General features: G+C 37.1%; 33 protein-coding genes. 4 read left to right on the top strand and 29 right to left on the bottom strand.

Annotation, left to right across the window (positions count from 1 at the left end; genetic code table 11):
* Nucleotides 1-5 precede the first annotated feature (5 nt).
* The 28 genes from AC5YGI_RS16480 to AC5YGI_RS16345 all read right to left on the bottom strand — a co-directional run bounded on the left by AC5YGI_RS16480 (nt 6) and on the right by AC5YGI_RS16345 (nt 14,371).
* Nucleotides 6-1,001, bottom strand: coding sequence for a DNA-directed RNA polymerase subunit alpha (locus tag AC5YGI_RS16480; RefSeq protein WP_047376582.1), 996 nt, complete (start codon nt 999-1,001; stop codon nt 6-8).
* A 33-nt stretch (nt 1,002-1,034) separates the two neighbouring features.
* Nucleotides 1,035-1,643, bottom strand: coding sequence for a 30S ribosomal protein S4 (gene rpsD, locus AC5YGI_RS16475; RefSeq protein ID WP_110008554.1), 609 nt, complete (start codon nt 1,641-1,643; stop codon nt 1,035-1,037).
* A gap of 19 nt (nt 1,644-1,662) precedes the next feature.
* The gene (rpsK, locus tag AC5YGI_RS16470) at nt 1,663-2,052 is read right to left on the bottom strand and encodes a 30S ribosomal protein S11 (protein WP_002983263.1); all 390 of its coding nucleotides are present in this window, start codon (nt 2,050-2,052) and stop codon (nt 1,663-1,665) included.
* 12 nt (nt 2,053-2,064) lie between these two features.
* Nucleotides 2,065-2,442, bottom strand: a complete 378-nt coding sequence (rpsM, locus tag AC5YGI_RS16465) for a 30S ribosomal protein S13 (protein WP_002983260.1) — start codon at nt 2,440-2,442, stop codon at nt 2,065-2,067.
* 9 nt (nt 2,443-2,451) lie between these two features.
* Nucleotides 2,452-2,568, bottom strand: a complete 117-nt coding sequence (gene rpmJ, locus AC5YGI_RS16460) for a 50S ribosomal protein L36 (RefSeq protein ID WP_007839480.1) — start codon at nt 2,566-2,568, stop codon at nt 2,452-2,454.
* 62 nt (nt 2,569-2,630) lie between these two features.
* On the bottom strand, nt 2,631-2,846 hold the full coding sequence (infA, locus tag AC5YGI_RS16455) for a translation initiation factor IF-1 (RefSeq protein ID WP_002983257.1): 216 nt from the start codon (nt 2,844-2,846) through the stop codon (nt 2,631-2,633).
* A gap of 3 nt (nt 2,847-2,849) precedes the next feature.
* Complete coding sequence (gene secY / locus AC5YGI_RS16450) at nt 2,850-4,229, bottom strand: preprotein translocase subunit SecY (RefSeq protein ID WP_002983253.1); 1,380 nt, start codon at nt 4,227-4,229, stop codon at nt 2,850-2,852.
* 9 nt (nt 4,230-4,238) lie between these two features.
* Nucleotides 4,239-4,688 carry a 50S ribosomal protein L15 gene (rplO, locus tag AC5YGI_RS16445; protein WP_110008553.1) on the bottom strand — a complete coding sequence of 150 codons (450 nt, stop codon included), beginning with the start codon at nt 4,686-4,688 and terminating at the stop codon, nt 4,239-4,241.
* Nucleotides 4,689-4,709: 21 nt separating this feature from the next.
* Nucleotides 4,710-4,886 (bottom strand): 50S ribosomal protein L30, encoded by a 177-nt coding sequence (gene rpmD, locus AC5YGI_RS16440; protein WP_029297759.1) that lies wholly within the window; start codon nt 4,884-4,886, stop codon nt 4,710-4,712.
* 11 nt (nt 4,887-4,897) lie between these two features.
* On the bottom strand, nt 4,898-5,419 hold the full coding sequence (gene rpsE, locus AC5YGI_RS16435) for a 30S ribosomal protein S5 (RefSeq protein WP_002983245.1): 522 nt from the start codon (nt 5,417-5,419) through the stop codon (nt 4,898-4,900).
* A gap of 19 nt (nt 5,420-5,438) precedes the next feature.
* Entirely contained in the window at nt 5,439-5,792 is a 354-nt protein-coding gene (gene rplR, locus AC5YGI_RS16430) for a 50S ribosomal protein L18 (protein ID WP_002983242.1), read from the bottom strand.
* A gap of 15 nt (nt 5,793-5,807) precedes the next feature.
* Entirely contained in the window at nt 5,808-6,353 is a 546-nt protein-coding gene (gene rplF, locus AC5YGI_RS16425; RefSeq protein ID WP_110008552.1) for a 50S ribosomal protein L6, read from the bottom strand.
* Between the two features lie 17 nt (nt 6,354-6,370).
* Nucleotides 6,371-6,769: a 30S ribosomal protein S8 gene (gene rpsH / locus AC5YGI_RS16420; RefSeq protein ID WP_002983236.1), complete on the bottom strand. Its 399-nt coding sequence runs from the start codon at nt 6,767-6,769 to the stop codon at nt 6,371-6,373.
* 146 nt (nt 6,770-6,915) lie between these two features.
* Nucleotides 6,916-7,185: a 30S ribosomal protein S14 gene (gene rpsN, locus AC5YGI_RS16415; protein ID WP_002983233.1), complete on the bottom strand. Its 270-nt coding sequence runs from the start codon at nt 7,183-7,185 to the stop codon at nt 6,916-6,918.
* Between the two features lie 3 nt (nt 7,186-7,188).
* The gene (rplE, locus tag AC5YGI_RS16410; RefSeq protein WP_034694682.1) at nt 7,189-7,740 is read right to left on the bottom strand and encodes a 50S ribosomal protein L5; all 552 of its coding nucleotides are present in this window, start codon (nt 7,738-7,740) and stop codon (nt 7,189-7,191) included.
* Between the two features lie 11 nt (nt 7,741-7,751).
* Nucleotides 7,752-8,078 carry a 50S ribosomal protein L24 gene (gene rplX / locus AC5YGI_RS16405; protein ID WP_047427597.1) on the bottom strand — a complete coding sequence of 109 codons (327 nt, stop codon included), beginning with the start codon at nt 8,076-8,078 and terminating at the stop codon, nt 7,752-7,754.
* A gap of 21 nt (nt 8,079-8,099) precedes the next feature.
* Nucleotides 8,100-8,468: a 50S ribosomal protein L14 gene (gene rplN / locus AC5YGI_RS16400; RefSeq protein ID WP_002983226.1), complete on the bottom strand. Its 369-nt coding sequence runs from the start codon at nt 8,466-8,468 to the stop codon at nt 8,100-8,102.
* A 2-nt stretch (nt 8,469-8,470) separates the two neighbouring features.
* Nucleotides 8,471-8,725, bottom strand: coding sequence for a 30S ribosomal protein S17 (rpsQ, locus tag AC5YGI_RS16395; RefSeq protein ID WP_027371715.1), 255 nt, complete (start codon nt 8,723-8,725; stop codon nt 8,471-8,473).
* A 12-nt stretch (nt 8,726-8,737) separates the two neighbouring features.
* Entirely contained in the window at nt 8,738-8,923 is a 186-nt protein-coding gene (gene rpmC / locus AC5YGI_RS16390) for a 50S ribosomal protein L29 (RefSeq protein WP_034694678.1), read from the bottom strand.
* A 12-nt stretch (nt 8,924-8,935) separates the two neighbouring features.
* A complete protein-coding gene (rplP, locus tag AC5YGI_RS16385; RefSeq protein WP_034694677.1) occupies nt 8,936-9,361 on the bottom strand; it encodes a 50S ribosomal protein L16 in 426 nt (141 codons plus the stop codon).
* A 98-nt stretch (nt 9,362-9,459) separates the two neighbouring features.
* On the bottom strand, nt 9,460-10,209 hold the full coding sequence (gene rpsC / locus AC5YGI_RS16380) for a 30S ribosomal protein S3 (RefSeq protein WP_034694675.1): 750 nt from the start codon (nt 10,207-10,209) through the stop codon (nt 9,460-9,462).
* Nucleotides 10,210-10,216: 7 nt separating this feature from the next.
* Nucleotides 10,217-10,615 (bottom strand): 50S ribosomal protein L22, encoded by a 399-nt coding sequence (gene rplV / locus AC5YGI_RS16375; RefSeq protein ID WP_002983214.1) that lies wholly within the window; start codon nt 10,613-10,615, stop codon nt 10,217-10,219.
* Nucleotides 10,616-10,617: 2 nt separating this feature from the next.
* Nucleotides 10,618-10,896: a 30S ribosomal protein S19 gene (gene rpsS / locus AC5YGI_RS16370; RefSeq protein WP_002983209.1), complete on the bottom strand. Its 279-nt coding sequence runs from the start codon at nt 10,894-10,896 to the stop codon at nt 10,618-10,620.
* 2 nt (nt 10,897-10,898) lie between these two features.
* A complete protein-coding gene (gene rplB / locus AC5YGI_RS16365; RefSeq protein WP_027381305.1) occupies nt 10,899-11,720 on the bottom strand; it encodes a 50S ribosomal protein L2 in 822 nt (273 codons plus the stop codon).
* A gap of 22 nt (nt 11,721-11,742) precedes the next feature.
* A complete protein-coding gene (gene rplW, locus AC5YGI_RS16360; RefSeq protein WP_002983204.1) occupies nt 11,743-12,033 on the bottom strand; it encodes a 50S ribosomal protein L23 in 291 nt (96 codons plus the stop codon).
* Between the two features lie 3 nt (nt 12,034-12,036).
* On the bottom strand, nt 12,037-12,666 hold the full coding sequence (gene rplD, locus AC5YGI_RS16355; RefSeq protein WP_034694672.1) for a 50S ribosomal protein L4: 630 nt from the start codon (nt 12,664-12,666) through the stop codon (nt 12,037-12,039).
* Entirely contained in the window at nt 12,657-13,283 is a 627-nt protein-coding gene (gene rplC / locus AC5YGI_RS16350; RefSeq protein ID WP_002983195.1) for a 50S ribosomal protein L3, read from the bottom strand. The genes rplD and rplC overlap by 10 nt, the downstream gene beginning before the upstream one ends.
* 191 nt (nt 13,284-13,474) lie before the next feature.
* Complete coding sequence (locus AC5YGI_RS16345) at nt 13,475-14,371, bottom strand: LysR family transcriptional regulator (RefSeq protein WP_330745112.1); 897 nt, start codon at nt 14,369-14,371, stop codon at nt 13,475-13,477.
* A gap of 131 nt (nt 14,372-14,502) precedes the next feature.
* Here AC5YGI_RS16345 and AC5YGI_RS16340 point away from each other — a divergent pair, with 131 nt between their 5' ends.
* Both AC5YGI_RS16340 and AC5YGI_RS16335 read left to right on the top strand, forming a co-directional pair.
* On the top strand, nt 14,503-14,895 hold the full coding sequence (locus tag AC5YGI_RS16340; RefSeq protein WP_330745111.1) for a rhodanese-like domain-containing protein: 393 nt from the start codon (nt 14,503-14,505) through the stop codon (nt 14,893-14,895).
* Nucleotides 14,896-14,912: 17 nt separating this feature from the next.
* Entirely contained in the window at nt 14,913-15,356 is a 444-nt protein-coding gene (locus tag AC5YGI_RS16335) for a GNAT family N-acetyltransferase (protein WP_330745110.1), read from the top strand.
* An 84-nt stretch (nt 15,357-15,440) separates the two neighbouring features.
* On the opposite strand, the gene AC5YGI_RS16330 is transcribed toward AC5YGI_RS16335, so the two are convergent.
* Nucleotides 15,441-16,205 carry a DeoR/GlpR family DNA-binding transcription regulator gene (locus tag AC5YGI_RS16330; RefSeq protein WP_330745109.1) on the bottom strand — a complete coding sequence of 255 codons (765 nt, stop codon included), beginning with the start codon at nt 16,203-16,205 and terminating at the stop codon, nt 15,441-15,443.
* Nucleotides 16,206-16,321: 116 nt separating this feature from the next.
* On the opposite strand from AC5YGI_RS16330, the gene AC5YGI_RS16325 reads away from it, so the two are divergent.
* Nucleotides 16,322-17,920, top strand: coding sequence for a glycerol-3-phosphate dehydrogenase/oxidase (locus tag AC5YGI_RS16325; protein ID WP_330745108.1), 1,599 nt, complete (start codon nt 16,322-16,324; stop codon nt 17,918-17,920).
* Nucleotides 17,921-17,930: 10 nt separating this feature from the next.
* Entirely contained in the window at nt 17,931-19,427 is a 1,497-nt protein-coding gene (gene glpK / locus AC5YGI_RS16320) for a glycerol kinase GlpK (RefSeq protein ID WP_330745107.1), read from the top strand.
* Nucleotides 19,428-19,441 lie beyond the last annotated feature (14 nt).

Raw genomic sequence — 19,441 nt, 5'->3', positions numbered from 1 at the left:
ATTAATTATTTATCAGCGTCTAACTTATATTTTGCAACGTCGAAACCGAAGTTAAGACCTTTTGAATGCACTAATTCTTCTAGTTCTGTCAAAGATTTTTTACCAAAATTTCTGAATTTCATCAAATCAGACTTACTGTAAGAAACCAGTTCTCCAAGAGTTTCTACTTCAGCCGCTTTCAGACAGTTAAGGGCTCTTACAGAAAGATCCATATCTGCTAATTTAGACTTAAGAAGTTGTCTTGTGTGAAGAGTTTCTTCATCGTACTGGATAGATGCTTTTACAGCTTCAGTTTCAAGCGTGATTCTCTCATCAGAGAATAGCATGAAGTGATAAATTAATATCTTAGAAGCTTCAGTTAAAGCATTCTGAGGGCTGATAGACCCGTCAGTTTCTATATCTAATACAAGTTTTTCGTAGTCTGTTTTTTGCTCTACACGATAATTTTCAATGCTGTATTGTACTTTCTTGATCGGCGTGAAAATAGAGTCAATAGCAATAGTTCCTACAGGAGCATTGTTTGATTTATTTTGTTCAGAAGGAACATACCCTCTACCTTTTTCAATATTGAAAGTAATTTCGAAAGTTACATCACTGTTTAGGTTGCAGATCACTAGATCTGGGTTCAGAACCTCAAATCCATTGATAGACTTTCCTAAATCACCAGCAGTAATAACCGTTTGACCTGAAACTTTAGCAACAACCTGCTCGTTAGCCTGGCCTTCTGCTGCAGCTTTTAATCTTACCTGCTTAAGGTTAAGAATAATTTCGGTAACGTCTTCGATTACTCCTGGAATAGTTGAAAATTCGTGCTCTACACCTTCTATTTTGATAGATGAAATAGCGTATCCTTCCAGAGAAGAAAGCAACACTCTTCTCAAAGCATTACCGATTGTAAGCCCGAAACCTGGTTCTAAAGGTCTGAATTCAAATTGACCTTTAAATTCATCAGAGTTAAGTAAAATTACTTTATCGGGTTTTATGAATTGTAAAATTGCCATATTATTGGGTTGAGCAAAAATTTGATTAAAAAATTATTTAGAGTAAAGTTCGACGATAAGGTTCTCCTTAATGTCCTCCGGAATCTGGATTCTTTCAGGAGCAGAAACGAAAGTTCCTTCTTTCTTCTCATCGTTGAATTGTAACCACTCATAGTTTGACTTAGAAGCCAATGCATTGGTAACAACTTCAAGAGACTTAGACTTTTCTCTTACAGCGATTACATCACCAGCTTTTACCAAGTAAGAAGGGATATTAAGAATTTCCCCGTTCACAGTGATGTGTCTGTGAGAAACCAATTGTCTAGCTCCAGATCTTGTTTTAGCAAAACCTAATCTGTATACTACGTTATCCAATCTTGATTCACAAAGTTGTAATAGAACTTCCCCTGTTACACCTTTACTTCTGTGTGCTTTGTCAAATAGGTTAGCAAACTGTCTTTCTAAAATACCGTAAGTATATTTAGCTTTTTGTTTTTCAGCTAACTGAATTGCATATTCTGATTTTTTAGCACCTCTTCTTTTGTTAGGACCGTGTTGTCCTGGCGGTTGGTTCTTTCTTTTTTCGAAGTTTTTATCATCTCCGTAGATTGCAGCACCAAACTTTCTAGCAATCTTAGTTTTAGGTCCAATATATCTTGCCATAATGGGTAAATTCTAAAAATTAAACTCTTCTTCTTTTTGGTGGTCTACATCCATTGTGTGGCATAGGAGTCACATCAATGATTTCGCTAACTTCAATTCCTGAATTGTGGATAGATCTGATAGCAGATTCTCTACCTGCACCTGGACCTTTCACAAACACCTTTACTCTTCTTAAACCAGCTTCGTGAGCTACAGCAGAGCAATTTTCAGCTGCCATCTGAGCAGCAAATGGAGTATTCTTTTTAGAACCTCTGAAACCCATTTTACCGGCAGAAGCCCAAGAGATAACCTCTCCGTTTTTATTTGTTAAAGAAATGATGATGTTATTGAAAGAAGCCTGAATATGAGCTTCACCAATAGCTTCAACTTTTACTTTTCTTTTCTTAACTACTTTAGTTTGTTTTGCCATAATTCCTAACGATTATTTACTAGCTTTTTTCTTGTTAGCAACAGTTTTTCTCTTCCCTTTACGTGTTCTAGAGTTGTTTTTCGTTCTCTGGCCTCTTAAAGGTAATCCAAGTCTGTGACGTATTCCTCGTTGGCATCCTATGTCCATCAATCTCTTGATGTTCAATTGCACTTCAGATCTCAATTCTCCTTCTACTTTTACGTTTTCAGAGATATATGTTCTGATTGCAGCCAATTCATCGTCATTCCATTCGTTGACTTTCTTGTCTTCGCTGATACCGGCAGCTTTAAGGATTTCAGAAGAAGTACTTCTTCCTACTCCATAGATGTAAGTTAAACCGATAACACCTCTTTTGTTTTTTGGTAAATCAATACCTGCAATTCTCGCCATAATTTAATGTTAACCTTGTCTTTGTTTAAATTTTGGGTTCTTCTTGTTGATTACGAATAGTACACCTTTTCTGCGTACGATTTTGCAATCAGCGCTTCTTTTTTTAATTGATGCTCTTACTTTCATTTTGATAGTATTTATTTTTTACAAATGCCAAATGGAATGGGTATTCCATTTGGCTAATTGTTTTAATATCTAAATGTGATCCTCCCTTTTGTTAAATCATAGGGAGACATTTCTAGTTTTACCTTATCTCCAGGTAAAAGTTTAATATAATGCATTCTCATTTTGCCGGAGATATGAGCAATAAGGATATGCCCATTTTCCAGCTCTACACGGAACATGGCGTTAGAAAGTGCTTCCACGATCACGCCATCTTGTTCAATATGTTTTTGTTTTGCCATAAATTAATATCCAGTCGTTCTTGATAATTTAGACTGCATTAAGCCATCATAATGATGGTTCAGCAGATAAGTATTAATCTGTTGAACTGTATCTAAAATTACACCCACCATAATTAATAATGATGTTCCCCCGAAAAATAGGGCAAACGCATCTGTCTGAACAAAGCTTCCATGCACAATTGCTGGAAGGACTGCAAAGATAGATAAAAAAATTGCACCTGGCAAGGTAATTTTTGATAAAATATCATCTAAATAATCAGCGGTCTCTTTACCGGGTCTTACTTTCGGTACTAAACCTCCATTTCTCTTCAAGTCATCAGCCATCTGGTTTACCGGAATTGTAATCGCAGTATAGAAAAATGAGAAGATAATAATTAATAGCGCAAACAATACGTTGTACTGCCAGCTAAAAACATTCTTGAAACCTGCAAGAAAAGTGTTAGACTCATCGAATTTTGTTAATAATCCTGGTACGAACATCAATGCCTGGGCAAAGATAATCGGCATTACACCAGCAGCATTTACTTTCAATGGAATCCATTGTCTTGCTCCCTGCATAAGATTTCTGTTTACACCTCCTCTTGCTTGAGCTCTGCTTACATACTGAATTGGAATTTTTCTAACAGCTACTGATAAGATTACTGCTAAAAGAACTACCAACATCCAGAATAATACTTCAATAAGGATCATGATAGATCCCATTCCTCCTTTTCCGTTCTGCACGGCCATCTCCTGTACGAATGCCTCAGGTAATCTTGAAAGGATCCCCACCATAATAAGGATAGAGATACCATTTCCGATTCCTTTATCGGTAATCTTTTCACCCAGCCACATTGCGAATACTGAACCGGCAACCAAAATAACAATACTTGGCAACCAGAACATGATTGAATTTGGCTCTACATAGTATGCAGACTGGAACTGAGCATATGGTAAGAATAATTGAGTAATAGAAGTTAAGTAAGAAGGTGCCTGTACCAGACAAACTCCAATTGTTAACCATCTTGTAATTTGGTTCAATGTATTTCTACCTGACTCTCCATCTTTCTGAAGCTTCTGAAGATAAGGAATAGCCATCCCCATCAACTGAACAATAATAGAAGCAGAAATATAAGGCATGATTCCCAACGCCATTACGGAAGCGTGGCTGAAAGCTCCCCCCGTAAACGACGAAAGCAAGCCAAGGAGACCTGCTCCTTGCTTGTTACCGCCTTGATTTTTATAATGCTCTAAGAGATCTCCCACCTCTGCAAGGTTAATTGCAGGAAGCGAGATATAAGATGCGAATCTATACACAAGGATAATCCCTAAAGTAAAGAGAATTTTATCTCTAAGTTCTTTAAGACTCCAAATATTTTTAAGTGTTTGTATAAATTCTTTCATTAGTAAGTATTATAAGGTAATTGCTTTTCCACCTGCTTTAGCAATAAGCTCTTCAGCAGATTTAGTGAATTTGTCAGCAGAGATTGAAACCGCAGATTTCAATTCTCCTCTACCCATAATTTTCACTAATTCGTTTTTAGAAATTATCCCGTTTGCTACTAAAACTTCTTTCGTGATATCTCCGGTGATGGATTTGTTCTCGATTAAAGTCTGGATAGTATCAAGGTTAACTCCTCTAAACTCTTTTCTGTTTACGTTTTTGAATCCGAATTTAGGTAATCTTCTTTGTAAAGGCATCTGTCCACCTTCGAAACCGATTTTTTGAGAATAACCAGCTCTAGCTTTCTGACCTTTGTGTCCTTTTGTTGAAGTACCTCCTTTTCCACTACCTTGACCTCTACCAATTCTCTTTGAGTTGAAAGTAGATCCTGCAGCAGGTTTTATGTTATTTAAATTCATTTTAATTTCTCTTTTATAAAATTATTTTTGAACTTCAAGTAAGTGGCTTACTGCAGCGATCATTCCTAAGATAGAAGGAGTAGCTTCGTGTTCTACAACTTGGTGAAGTTTTTTTAATCCTAATGCTTCAAGCGTTCTCTTTTGGGTTTTTGTTCTACCAATAGCGCTTCTTACTTGCTTTACTTTAATTGTTGCCATTGTTTTAATTATTAACCGTTAAACACTTTACTTAGAGAAATTCCTCTCATTCTAGCGATCTCTTCAGGTCTTCTGATGTCTAATAACGCTTTGAAAGTAGCTTTCACTACGTTGTGAGGGTTAGAAGATCCTTTAGATTTTGAAAGGATATCGTGAATACCAGCAGATTCCAATACCGCTCTTACCGCACCTCCGGCGATCAATCCTGTACCGTGAGAAGCAGGTCTTAGGAAGATATCTGCACCACCGTATCTAGCAGTAGTTTGGTGAGGGATAGTATGGTTCATTACAGGAACTTTCACAAGGTTTTTCTTAGCGTCTTCAACTGCTTTAGCAATTGCAGAAGCAACCTCTTTAGATTTTCCTAAACCGAAACCGATAACACCTTCTTCGTTACCTACTACAACAATAGCAGAAAATCCGAAAGCTCTACCTCCTTTTGTTACTTTTGTTACTCTGTTAACAGCTACGAGACGATCTTTTAATTCTAATCCTCCCGGTTTTACTCTTTCTATATTATCTAGTCCTAACATATTTTCCGAAATTTAATGATTAGAATTTAAGTCCTCCTTCTCTTGCACCATCAGCAAGAGCTTTTACTCTACCGTGGTATACGAATCCGTTTCTGTCAAATACAATACTTTCGATTCCTGCAGCGATAGCTTTAGCAGCGATAGCTTTACCAACAGCAGCAGAAACTTCAGTCTTAGTCCCTTTAGCGTCTACACCTTTCTCTCTTGAAGAAGCTGAAACTAAAGTTTTACCATTTTTATCGTCGATTAACTGAGCGTAAATTTCCTTATTACTTTTGTATACAGATAATCTTGGCAATTCAGAAGATCCAGAGATTTTCCCTCTTACTCTTCTTTTGATTCTTATTCTTTTTTCTAATTTACTTAATGCCATAATACTTATAATTTATTAAGCAGATTTACCAGCTTTACGTCTAACAATTTCTCCTACGAATCTTACACCTTTTCCTTTGTATGGCTCAGGCTTTCTGAAAGAACGGATCTTTGCAGCTACCATTCCTAGAAGTTGGTTGTCGTGAGACGTTAAAGTAATAATTGGGTTTTTACCTTTTTCAGTCAATGTATCCACTTTTACTTCACTTGGAAGTTCTAATACGATACCGTGAGAGAATCCTAAAGCCAACTCAAGTTTTTGACCTGCGTGTGAAGCTCTATATCCTACCCCTACTAGTTCAAGTTTCTTTTCGAAACCTGCACTTACACCAACAATCATGTTGTTGATTAACGCTCTGTATAAACCGTGAAGCGCTTTGTGTTGTTTAGAATCAGATGGTCTGTTTACGTTAAGTTCACCATCTTTTTGTTCTATAGTAATTCCTGCAGTAAGCTCCTGAGAAAGCTCTCCTTTAGCTCCTTTTACAGTTACTACACCGTTGTTTTCAGTGATTGTAACTCCTGCTGGAATTGTTATAATTGCTTTACCAATTCTTGACATTTTCCTCTGATTAAAAATTAATAAACATAGCAGATTACTTCACCGCCTACTTTCTCTTCTCTAGCTTTCTTGTCAGTCATTACTCCTTTAGAAGTAGAGATGATAGAAATACCCAAACCGTTTAGTACTCTTGGAAGCTCAGCTGAACCTTTGTACTGTCTCAAACCTGGTCTAGAAGCTCTTTGAATAGACTTGATAGCCGGTTTGTTAGTTTGCTTATCATACTTTAAAGCGATTTTGATCACTCCTTGAACAGCGTTATCTTCAAACTTGTAGTTTAAGATATACCCTTGATCAAATAAGATCTTAGTAATCTCCTTTTTGATTTTCGATGCAGGAATTTCCACCACTTTGTGGCCTGCGCTTTGTGCGTTCCTTACTCTTGTTAGGAAATCTGAAATTGGATCTGTTACCATTTTTCTTTTATAAATTATTGGTTAAAGAACAATCAGTTTTGCAAAGACTTGAAGAGTAAAATATCAGACTTCAGAAATCTTCGGTCTGATATTTTTATCTTTAGTATCTGAACAACTTAATTGTCCCGATTTTTAATTAGTAATAATTACCAACTAGCTTTTCTTACACCTGGGATAAGACCGTTGTTTGCCATTTCTCTGAAAGTTACTCTGGAAATACCGAACGTTCTCATGTATCCTCTTGGTCTACCTGTTAGTTTACATCTGTTGTGTAATCTTACAGGAGAAGCATTTTTAGGCAATTTTTGAAGTCCTTCGTAATCACCAGCTTCTTTAAGAGCTTGTCTTTTAGCAGCGTATTTAGCAACTAGTGCTTCTCTTTTGCGCTCACGCGCTTTCATTGATTCTTTAGCCATTTCTTAGTTCTTTTTAAATGGTAAACCGAAGTGAGTTAATAATGCTTTAGCTTCTTTATCTGTTTTCGCAGTAGTAACGAAAGTGATGTCCATCCCTTGGATTTTTTTCACTTTGTCAATTACGATTTCAGGGAAGATAATCTGCTCAGTAATACCTAAGTTGTAGTTACCTCTACCATCGAAACCATCAGCTTTGATACCAGAGAAATCTCTGATACGTGGTAAAGCAGAAGCAGTAAGTCTGTCTAAGAATTCATACATCTGGTTTCCTCTTAAAGTAACTTTTGCACCTACAGGCATACCTTTTCTCAATTTGAAAGCAGCTTCGTCTTTCTTAGAGATTGTACCAACAGCCTTTTGACCTGTGATATTTGTAAGCTCTTCTACAGCATAATCAATGATTTTTTTGTCTGCAGTAGCATCACCTAAACCTTGTGATACAACGATTTTCTCTAATTTAGGTACTTGCATTACTGACTTATACCCGAATTCTTCCATCATTGCAGGAACAATTGTCTCTTTATATGCTTTTTTGGGTCTTGCTATATATTCCATGTTAATTCAAATTATAAAGTTTCACCCGTTTTTTTGTTAATTCTTACTTTCTTATCTCCTTCGATTTTGTAACCGATTTTGATAGCTTTTCCGTCTTTACCAACTAAAGCTACGTTTGAGATATGAATAGAAGCTTCCTTCTCAGTAATTCCTCCTTGAGGATTAGAAGCTGAAGGCTTAACGTGTTTTTTAACGATGTTAAGTCCTGCAACGATTACTCTTGGGTCTCTACCTTCTTTCTTGATCACTTCAATAACTTCACCAGTCTTACCTTTGATATCTTTCTTACCAGTAGTAATGATTACGTTATCTCCTCTTTTTATTTTTAACTTTGACATTTCTTTTAAAAATTTTTAAAATTAAAGTACTTCAGGAGCTAATGAAATGATTTTCATATATTCTTTGTCTCTCAACTCACGAGCAACTGGTCCGAAAACACGCGTTCCTCTCATTTCTCCCGCTGCGTTTAGTAATACACAAGCATTGTCGTCGAATTTGATGTATGAACCATCTTTTCTTCTTACTGCTTTCTTAGTTCTTACTACTACAGCTTTAGATACCTGACCTTTTTTAGCGTTTCCAGATGGCGTAGAATCCTTGATCGTAACAACGATTTTATCACCAACTGAAGCATATCTTCTTCTGGTTCCTCCCAGAACTCTGATCACTAGTACTTCTTTAGCACCTGTGTTATCAGCAACTTTTAATCTTGATTCTGTTTGTAACATTATTACTTAGCTTTTTCAATGATTCTTACTAATCTCCATCTCTTGCTCTTGCTCAAAGGTCTAGTTTCCTGGATCAAAACTGTATCACCTTCTGTGCATTCGTTGTTCTCGTCGTGTGCAGTATATTTTTTCGTTTTCAAAACGAATTTACCGTACATCGGGTGCTTTACTCTTGTAGTTTCACTAACAACAATAGTTTTTTCCATTTTATTGCTGGAAACCACTCCGATTCTTTCTTTTCTTAAATTTCTATCCATTGTAAAATGAAATTATTGTTTGTTAGTTAACTCAGTGTTTAGTCTTGCGATTGTTTTTCTCAAATCTCTGATTTGAATCGGGTTTTCAATTGGGCTGATTGCATGAGCCAATTTCAATTTAGAATATTGAGCTTTTGCTTCAGTTAATTGAGCTTGAATATCACCCGCGCTTAAATTTTTAATATCAGCATTTTTCATTGTATTCAAAGATTATAGAGGTTTAACAAAATCGTTAGCAACGATGAATTTAGTAACTACTGGTAATTTTTGTGCAGCAAGTCTAAGAGCTTCTTTCGCAATTTCGTAAGGAACTCCTCCAACTTCGAACATAATTTTACCTGGTTTTACTACAGCTACCCAGTATTCAACAGCACCTTTACCTTTACCCATACGTACTTCCGCTGGTTTTTTAGTAATTGGCTTATCCGGGAAGATTTTGATCCATAGTTGACCTTCTCTCTTCATATATCTTGTCGCAGCGATACGAGCTGCTTCAATCTGTCTTGCAGTGATCCAAGCTCCTTCCGTTGCTTTGATCCCAAAAGTTCCGTAAGCAAGTTGACTACCTCTTTGGGCATTCCCCTTCATCTTCATCTTATGAACTCTACGGAATTTGGTTCTTTTTGGTTGTAACATAATTTCTAAATTTTAGATTTTAGATTTTAGATTTTAGATTTTTTTTAATTTTAAAAAAGTAACGGTAATTTAAAATTCAAAATTTCTAATCTAAAATTTTAATTATTATTGTTATTGTTGTTGTTTTTTCTAGGTCTTCTGTTGTCTCTGTCTCCTCCTCTGTTTCCTCTGTCTGACTGACCTCCTTTTTTCTGTTGTCCCACTAGTGGAGAAAGTTCTCTTTTACCGTAAACTTCACCTTTCATGATCCAAACTTTTACCCCTAGTCTACCGTAAGTAGTGTGAGCTTCTGCCCAGTGGTAATCGATATCAGCTCTGAAAGTTGACAATGGAATTCTTCCTTCTTTGAAAGATTCTGATCTTGCCATTTCAGCTCCGTTTAATCTACCAGAGATTTGAACTTTGATACCTTCAGCACCCATTCTCATAGTACTTGCCATTGCCATTTTAACAGCTCTTCTGTAAGAAATTCTGTTTTCAATTTGCTTAGAAATACTATCAGCAACTAGTACAGCATCTAATTCAGGTCTTTTGATTTCGAAAATGTTGATTTGAATATCCTTACCAGTCAATTTCTTCAACTCTTCTTTCAATTTATCAACTTCCTGACCTCCTTTACCGATGATAAGTCCCGGTCTAGCAGTAGTAATAGTTACTGTAACTAATTTTAAAGTTCTTTCAATATAAATTTTTGAAATACCACCTTTAGATAATCTAGCTTCAAGGTATCTTCTGATTTTGTAGTCTTCAGCGATTCTGTCTCCATAATCGTTTCCACCAAACCAGTTAGAATCCCATCCTCTGATGATACCTAATCTGTTACCAATTGGATTTGTCTTCTGTCCCATACCTTGATTAATTTTCTTTGTTACCTAAGATTAATGTAACGTGGTTAGATCTTTTTCTGATTCTATACCCTCTACCTTGTGGAGCTGGTCTTAGTCTCTTCAATTGTCTTGCACTATCCACAAATATTTCTTTAACGATAAGGTTTGCTTCCTCGATGTCAGCACCTTCGTTTTTCACTTGCCAGTTAGCCATAGCAGAAAGAAGTAATTTCTCTAACTTGTTAGAAGCATCCTTCTTAGAATATTTTAGGATATAAAGTGCTTTGTCTACCTGCTCTCCTCTAATGATATCAGCAACTAATCTCATTTTTCTTGGAGAAGACGGGCAATTATTTAATGAAGCTTTTACAACGTCTTTGTTAGCTTCTTTTCTTGCGATTGAACTATCTTGTTTTCTTGATCCCATGATTATCTGCTTCCTTTGTTTTTGTTACCACCATGACCTCTGAAAGATCTTGTTGGAGAAAATTCGCCTAACTTGTGACCAACCATGTTTTCTGTAACGTAAACCGGGATAAAAGATTTCCCGTTGTGTACAGCAATAGTTTGTCCTACGAAGTCCGGAGAGATCATAGATGCTCTAGACCAAGTTTTGATAACTGTCTTCTTACCAGACTCTATATTTGCCTGAACCTTCTTATCTAAAGTATGATGAATGAACGGTCCTTTTTTAAGTGATCTTGCCATAATTATTTTCTTTTAGATACGATGTAACGGTTAGACACTTTGTTTTTCTTTCTAGTTTTGTAACCTTTAGCCGGTTTACCGTTTCTAGATCTTGGGTGACCTCCTGAAGAACGTCCTTCACCACCACCCATTGGGTGATCTACTGGGTTCATTACAACCGCTCTTGTTCTTGGTCTTCTACCTAACCATCTGCTTCTACCAGCCTTACCTGATACAGTTAATTGGTGATCTGAGTTGGAAACAGAACCAATCATTGCCATACATTCAGTAAGGATCATTCTTGATTCTCCTGAAGGTAACTTGATGATTGCATATTTACCATCTCTTGAAGTTAATTGAGCTGAAGAACCAGCACTTCTTGCTAAAATTGCACCTTGTCCAGGCTTCATTTCAACACAAGAGATTACAGTACCCAATGGAATGTTTTTCAATTTCATTGCGTTACCTACATTTGGTTCAACGCTTTCTCCTGATACTACTTTCTGATCAACTTTGATACCGTTTGGAGCGATGATATATCTCTTCTCTCCGTCTGCGTACTCTAATAAAGCGATAAATGCAGTTCTGTTTGGATCGTATTCTACAGATTTTACAGTGGCTTCAACGTTTGCTTTGTTTCTTTTGAAGTCAATAATTCTGTATTTCTTTTTGTGTCCACCTCCGGTGTAACGCATGGTCATTTTACCTGTTTGGTTACGTCCACCTGACTTTTTAATACCAACTGTTAGAGATTTCTCTGGTTTGTTGGTAGTAATTTCCTCAAAATTGTTTACAATTCTGAATCTCTGTCCCGGGGTGATAGGTTTTAATTTTCTAACAGACATTACTATTATTTATAATTAATAATTAATTTACAGCAAAAATATCGATAACCTCACCTTCAGCAAGTTTGATTACCGCTTTTTTCAATTTATTTGTCTTTCCTACTTGAAGACCTTTTTTAGTGTATTTTGAAGAAACCTTCGGAGCATAAATCATTGTGTTAACGTCTGCTACTTTTACACCGTAAGCTGCTTCAACAGCTTTTTTGATCTCGATTTTATTCGCCTTAGGATTCACTAAGAAAGAATAAGAACCTCTTAAATCTGTAAGGTAATTAGCCTTTTCTGAAATAACTGGTTTAATAATAACTGACATGATTTATTTCTTTAAATTTTCCTGGAATTTTTCAACTGCACCTTCGAAGAAAATGATCTCACCAGCGTTTACTAAATCGTAAGAACTGATCTCGTTGAAGTTCATTACTTTAGTTTTAGGTAAGTTTCTTGAAGATAAATACACATTCTTGTTAGCTTCAGGAAGAACGAATAAAGATTTTTTACCGTTAAGTTCCAATGCATTTAATACATTGATGAAATCTTTAGTCTTAGGAGCGTCAAAGCTCACATCTTCTAAAACTTTAATGCTGTTGTCTCTCATTTTTTGAGATAAAACAGATTTCTTAGCCAATCTCTTAAGAGCTTTGTTCAATTTGAATCTGTAGTCTCTTGGTTTTGGTCCGAATACTCTACCTCCACCTCTGAATACTGGAGATTTGATATCACCGTATCTAGCAGATCCTGATCCTTTTTGCTTCTTAAGCTTTTTAGTAGAAGCAGTAATTTCGCTTCTTTCTTTTGCTTTATGAGTACCTTGTCTTTGAGCAGCAAGATACTGTTTAACTTCTAAGTAAACCGCGTGCTGATTTGGCTCAATTCCGAATACTGTTTCGTCTAGAGTTACTTTTCTTCCGGTCTCTTTTCCTGATGTATTTAATACTACTAGTTCCATTTTCTGATAATTACATAAGAATTTTTAGCTCCCGGAACAGCACCTTTTACTACTAAAAGATTTTGTTCTTGATCAACTTTTAACACTTGAAGGTTTTGAACAGTTACCTGCTTACCTCCCATTCTTCCAGCCATTCTCATCCCTTTGAATACTCTTGAAGGGTCTGAACCAGCACCGATAGAACCTGGAGCTCTAAGTCTGTTGTGCTGACCATGAGTTGCCTGCATTACACCTCCAAATCCGTGTCTCTTAACAACACCCTGGAAGCCTTTACCTTTTGAAGTTCCTGTTACGTCAACATATTCACCTTCAGCGAATAAATCAACTTTTACTTCTTCTCCTACTTTTACTTCATCAACGAATTCTCTGTAGAATTCAACTAATTTAGCTTTAGGAGCAGAACCAGCCTTTTTAAAATGACCAGCTAACGCTTTACCAACGTTCTTCTCACTCTTGTCATCGAAACCTAACTGAACAGCTTTATAACCGTCTTTTTCTAAGGTTCTGACCTGTAAAACCGAGCATGGACCAGCTTGGATAACTGTACAAGGAATGTTTTTTCCTTCTTCGTTAAACAAAGATGTCATACCGATTTTTTTACCAATAATACCTGACATTGTTTATATTATAATAAAATTTATCCTTTATTTATCCCCATTTTTCGGAAGTCTGAAGTAATTTCTACTTTTGATATAGGCATACTACGCCCCTAAAATGAGTGTGCAAATTTATGAATAATTTTGTAACTGACAAATATTTCGACTAAAATATTTTGATTTTTAATCATTTAGCAGTTTCAGAAAAAAAACTATCCAAAATTTTGAAAATATTCTTTGAAGTTCAAAAGAAAGTCATTAATATATTTTTTTCCGGCATCCGATTTTCTTATTACCAGATAATGTTTTCTTTTTAAACCCTTACTTCCGATTTTTTTAAATTTCAGCTCATCAGACAGCCTGAATGAATGCAATGCCCATTTCGGCATACAGGTAATCCCCATATTGGCCTGCACCATTTCCAAAGTAACTTCTGTTAACGGAACTGCTGAAATCTTCACAGGCATCATTCCGCTAGGATTAAGGAACCGATCGTAAACAGAAACGGTTTCTAAAGGAAAAGAATGAATGATTAAATGAGCATCCCGAAAATCCTCAGCACTAAGATATTCAGTATCATTTAAAAGGTTTTCCTGATGAATTACTGCAAAAACTTCATCCTCAAAAATCTCAATGCAGATCAATTCATTATTACCGGCAGGTTTTGAAGTGACCACTGCAATATCAATTTCATTGGATATGATTTTTTCCACAGGCTTATGAGTCGCTTCCAATACCAGATCCACTTCAATCTCCGGATATAATACTTTCATTTTCTGAATAAATAACGGCAGTCCCTGATAGAATGAGTAGCATTCTGTACTGATTTTTATGGTACCCGCCGCTCCGGCTCTTATCTGCTGAATCTCATTCAGACCATTCCCGATACTATCTATTACCGTACATGCAGTTTTGTAAAGCACACTTCCCTCCTCAGTAAGCTCCCATTTGTTCCTTGCCCTGTAAAACACTTTAAACCCGAGCTGGATTTCCAGATCTTTAAGCTGATGGCTTAATGCTGACTGTGTCAAAAAAAGTTTTTCAGAAGAACCTGCAATACTCCCTTCCTCCGCAATTGTTTTAATAAGTTTTAAAAACTTGATTTCCATAGCGCAAAGTTAATCATATAACAAAAAACACTATCTGAAAATATTTCATTTAACACTGCAGAACATTCAATTTCAATCTTAGGAAAAGAATAAACCCAATCATAGCTTTGCACTACAAACAATTTAACAGTATGCAAGAACAAATTGAATTCTACCAGAAAAAATTAATGTATGAAATGGATCCTTCAGATTTATATGATGTATTTCAAAACAGTACAGAGTATATAGCAGTAGATACAAGAAAACCAGATGGCTACAGCAAAGAGCACATCCCATCTGCAATTAATCTGCCGCATCGCGAAATGACAGAAGAAAGCACCCGGCACCTTGACAAGTCAAAAATATATGTCTGCTACTGCGACGGGATAGGCTGTAATGCTTCCACAAAAGGGGCTTTAAAAATGACCCAATTAGGATTTAAGGTTATGGAATTAATAGGAGGAATTGAATGGTGGAAATTTGATGGCTATGCCACAGAAGGAACAGACCCTACCAATGGTTCCACTTTTGTATGCGCCTGCTAATCCATCAACAAAAAGATATGAAGATAAGATTCGCCGAAGAAAAAGACATAAGTTCCATTATTGAATTGTGTAAAGACCATGCGCACTACGAAAGAAACTTTTTTAACGAAGAAAACAAAAAGGTACAGCTCGCTAAATACCTCCTGGATCCGGATTCCCACATAAAATGTCTGGTTGCAGAATCTGATACTGAAATATCAGGATATGCAACATTTTTCAAACAGTTCTCCACCTGGGACGCAGGTTACTATATGTATGTTGACTGCTTATTCCTAAAAGAGAATGTAAGGGGAAACGGAACAGGAAAACAAATAATGGAATTAATAAAAAGCCACTCACAAGAAGAAGGCTGCTCCATAATTCAATGGCAAACCCCGGATTTTAATACAAGAGCCATTAAATTCTACACTGTGCTTGGAGCGGAAAGAAAAAACAAAAAGAGATTTTTCTGGAAAGTATAAGTCAAATGATTTCTATTTTAAAATAGAGACTGCCTGAAGTCAGACGGTCTCTATTTTTAACTATTTGATTAAGCCGAATACAGCCTATTTTACAATAACCGTAACCCCTCTCTCTTCCAACGCGGACCGGTCTTCTTTACCGATACCATTATCTGTGATCAGATAATCTACTTCGTCCAATGAGGCGATTTTACCAAACCCCTTCTTATTCAGTTTGGACGAATCTGCCAAAACAACTGTCTTATCCGCACACTCAATCATAACCTGATTAAGATGAGCCTCTGCGGCATTGGAGGTACTGATTCCAAATTCAAGATCAATACCGTCTACCCCCAGAAAAAGTTTATTACAGGAAAACTGTTTGAGAATTCCTTCCGAAATGGATCCTACAATTGAAGTTGAACTTTTCCTCACCTCCCCTCCCAGTTGGATCACATTAATATTAGGATTGTTACAAAGCTCAATAGCCACCCTCAATGAGGACGTTAAAACAGTAAGCGAATTGAAATTCACAAGCATTCTGGCAAGATAATGCATCGTTGTTCCGGACGCCAATATAATACAGTCATTTTCCTGAATCAGTGATAATGCCGCTTTGGCAATAATCTGCTTCGCTTCCACATTGATGTTTTCTTTCTCCCCGACGTTTTTCTCGTAAGCATATCTTACCTGCTTACTTGCTCCTCCATGATTCCTGAAAAGAAGCCCCAGGCTTTCGAGATAGTTAAGATCCTTTCGGATCGTAACTGAAGAAACATTGAGCTTTTCGCACAGATCCTGAACAAGTACATGCCCTTTCTCATCCAGCTCTTTAAGTATTTCATCCTGCCTTGGTAATAGCTTTTCCATTTTATTCGTTTCATCAAAATTACCGATTTTTTCCGATATTTTAAAATTTCATTTATTTTCTTTTTGCTTTCATTTTTAATTTATATATTTGAAAACGAAACATAAACGAAACATTTATGAAACGAAACGAAGAACTCAGTAAGTTAACCAATGTAAAAGAATGGGACTTTATTGTCATAGGAGGAGGAGCCAGTGGTTTAGGTTCAGCATTAGATGCGGTAAGCAGGGGATTCAAAACTTTATTGCTTGAATCTCATGACTTCGCAAAAGCAACATCCAGCAGAAGTACCAAATTGGTACACGGCGGAGTTAGATATCTCGCTCAGGGAGATGTCGGATTGGTAAAAGAAGCATTAAAAGAAAGAGGACTCTTAGCAAAGAACGCAGCACATATTGTAAAAAATCAGTCTTTTATTATTCCTAACTATACCTGGTGGGGAGGAATCTATTATAAGATAGGACTATCTGTTTATGATTTTCTTGCCGGAAAATTGAGCTTAGGTAAAACGAAATACATCAGCAAATCAAAAACCATCGAAAAGCTTCCCACTATTGAACAAAATCACTTAATGAGTGGAGTTGTTTACCAGGACGGACAGTTTGACGATGCCAGACTTGCGATCAACCTTACCCAGACTATTATTGAAAAAGGCGGAAGTGCTGTCAACTATGTTAAAGTAATCAACCTTTTGAAAGATGATTCGGATAAAATAATCGGTGTAGTTGCAGAAGACCAGTTTTCTAAACAACAATATCAGATCCATGGTAAAGTAGTGATCAATGCAACAGGTGTGTTTACAAATGACATTCTGAACATGAACAACCCTAAACATGGTAAACTTGTGGTACCAAGCCAGGGAATTCACCTCGTACTGGATAAATCATTCCTGAAAAGTGATGATGCCATCATGATTCCAAAAACATCGGACGGCAGAGTGTTATTTGTTGTTCCATGGCATGACAGAGCTTTGGTAGGAACTACAGACACCCTTCTGAAGGATGAAAGCTTTGAGCCTCGTGCACTGGAAGAGGAAATCAGTTTTGTATTGAATACAGCGAGACAATATTTAGCTAAAAAACCGACACGTGAAGATGTAAAATCTGTTTTCGCAGGTCTTCGTCCGCTTGCCGCTCCTAAAGACGGAAGCAAAAGTACAAAAGAAGTATCAAGAAGCCATAAAGTCATTACTTCAGAGACCGGATTAGTTTCTATTATCGGAGGGAAATGGACTACCTACCGTAAAATGGCAGAAGATACCGTAAACGAAGCCATGAAAGTTCACAGATTGGGAAACAGCCCATCTAAAACAGAACATCTTTCCATCCATGGAAATGTAAAACCGGAACAGGTAGACAGAACCAATCACCTATATGTTTACGGATCTGATATTCCGGCTATCAAAGCCTTACAACAAAGCAATCCGCGTTACGCACAGAAGATCCACCCGGATCACCCTTTCACTGTAGCAGAAGTGGTATGGGCTGTAAGAGCAGAAATGGCAGAAACCATTGAAGATATTCTGGCAAGAAGAGTACGTTTATTATTCCTGGATGCCAGAGCTGCTATAGACAGCGCACACAATGTAGCAAGAATCATTGCTGAAGAAAAAGGATATTCTGAAGAATGGGCGCAGCAGCAGGAAAATGAATTCATTGAACTGGCAAGAGGATATTTACTGACTCCTTATTCACCTAAAATAATCAACCTAAATTAGCATTATATACATGAATGAAAAACTAATTCTCGCTCTAGACCAGGGAACAACTTCCTCCAGAGCGATTCTCTTCAATCACAGTGGAGAAATAGAATATGTATCTCAAAAAGATTTCAGACAAATATTTCCTACTCCGGGTTGGGTAGAACACGATCCAAACGAAATCTGGTCTTCACAGATCTCTGTAGCAGCTGAAGTTATTGCAAAGGCAGGAATCTCAGGACTGGAAGTTGCAGCCATCGGAATAACCAACCAACGTGAAACTACAATCGTTTGGGATAAGGAAACCGGTGAACCCATCTACAATGCCATTGTATGGCAAGACAGGAGAACTTCAAAATACTGCGACGAGCTGAAAGAACAGGGACATGCAGAAACCATCAAAGAAAAAACAGGACTGGTTCTGGATGCGTACTTTTCAGCGACCAAGCTGAAATGGATTCTTGATCATGTAGAAGGAGCAAGACAGAAAGCCGAAGAAGGAAAATTATGCTTCGGAACCGTTGATACCTGGCTTGTATGGAAACTTACCCGCGGAAAAATGTTTATCACAGATGTTTCCAATGCCAGCAGAACAATGCTTCTGAATATTCATACTTTAGAATGGGATAATGATTTATTAGAATTGTTTGACATTCCTAGAAACATTCTTCCTGAAGTAAAGCAAAGCAGTGAGATATACGGAGAGACCGCTACTACTCTATTCTCTACCAAAATTCCAATCGCGGGTATTGCCGGCGATCAGCAGGCAGCTTTATTCGGACAGATGTGCACCACTCCGGGAATGGTAAAAAACACTTACGGAACAGGATGTTTCTTATTAATGAACACAGGAACGGAAGCCGTTTCTTCTAAGAACAACCTTCTTACAACAGTAGCCTGGAAAATCAATGGAGAAGTCAACTACGCTCTGGAAGGAAGTGTATTCGTAGGAGGTGCGGCTATTCAATGGCTAAGAGATGGTCTTAAGCTTATTCATTCTTCTGATGAAATCAATAAACTGGCAGCTTCTGTACCCGATAATGGTGGTGTTTACTTCGTACCTGCACTGACAGGTCTTGGCGCTCCTTACTGGGATCAGTATGCCCGCGGAACGATTGTAGGAATTACCCGTGGAACTACTGATGCACACATCGCAAGAGCAACATTGGAAGGAATAGCCTTTCAGGTGTATGATATTGTAAAAGCAATGGAAGCCGATTCCGGAAGGGCGAGTCTTGAATTAAGAGTAGACGGCGGTGCTTCTGCAAGTGATCTTCTGATGCAGATCCAGTCTGACTTATTCGGATTTAAAATAACAAGACCAAAAACATTGGAAACTACCGCCCTTGGTGCAGCCTACCTTGCAGGGCTTGCAGTAGGATACTGGAAAAGTATTGACGAAATCCAGGAACAATGGATTGTAGACAAAGACTTCCACCCTCAATTAAACAGAGAACAAGTGGATAAAATGACCCACTTCTGGAAGAAAGCAGTAAAAAGCGCTCAAAGCTGGATAGAAGATTAACTCACTCATCAAAA

It is taken from the genome of Chryseobacterium sp. CS3K3.1 (genome assembly GCF_059515165.1).
The sequence above is the reverse complement of the archived record's forward strand: the minus strand, read 5'-3'. Positions and strand labels throughout refer to the sequence as shown.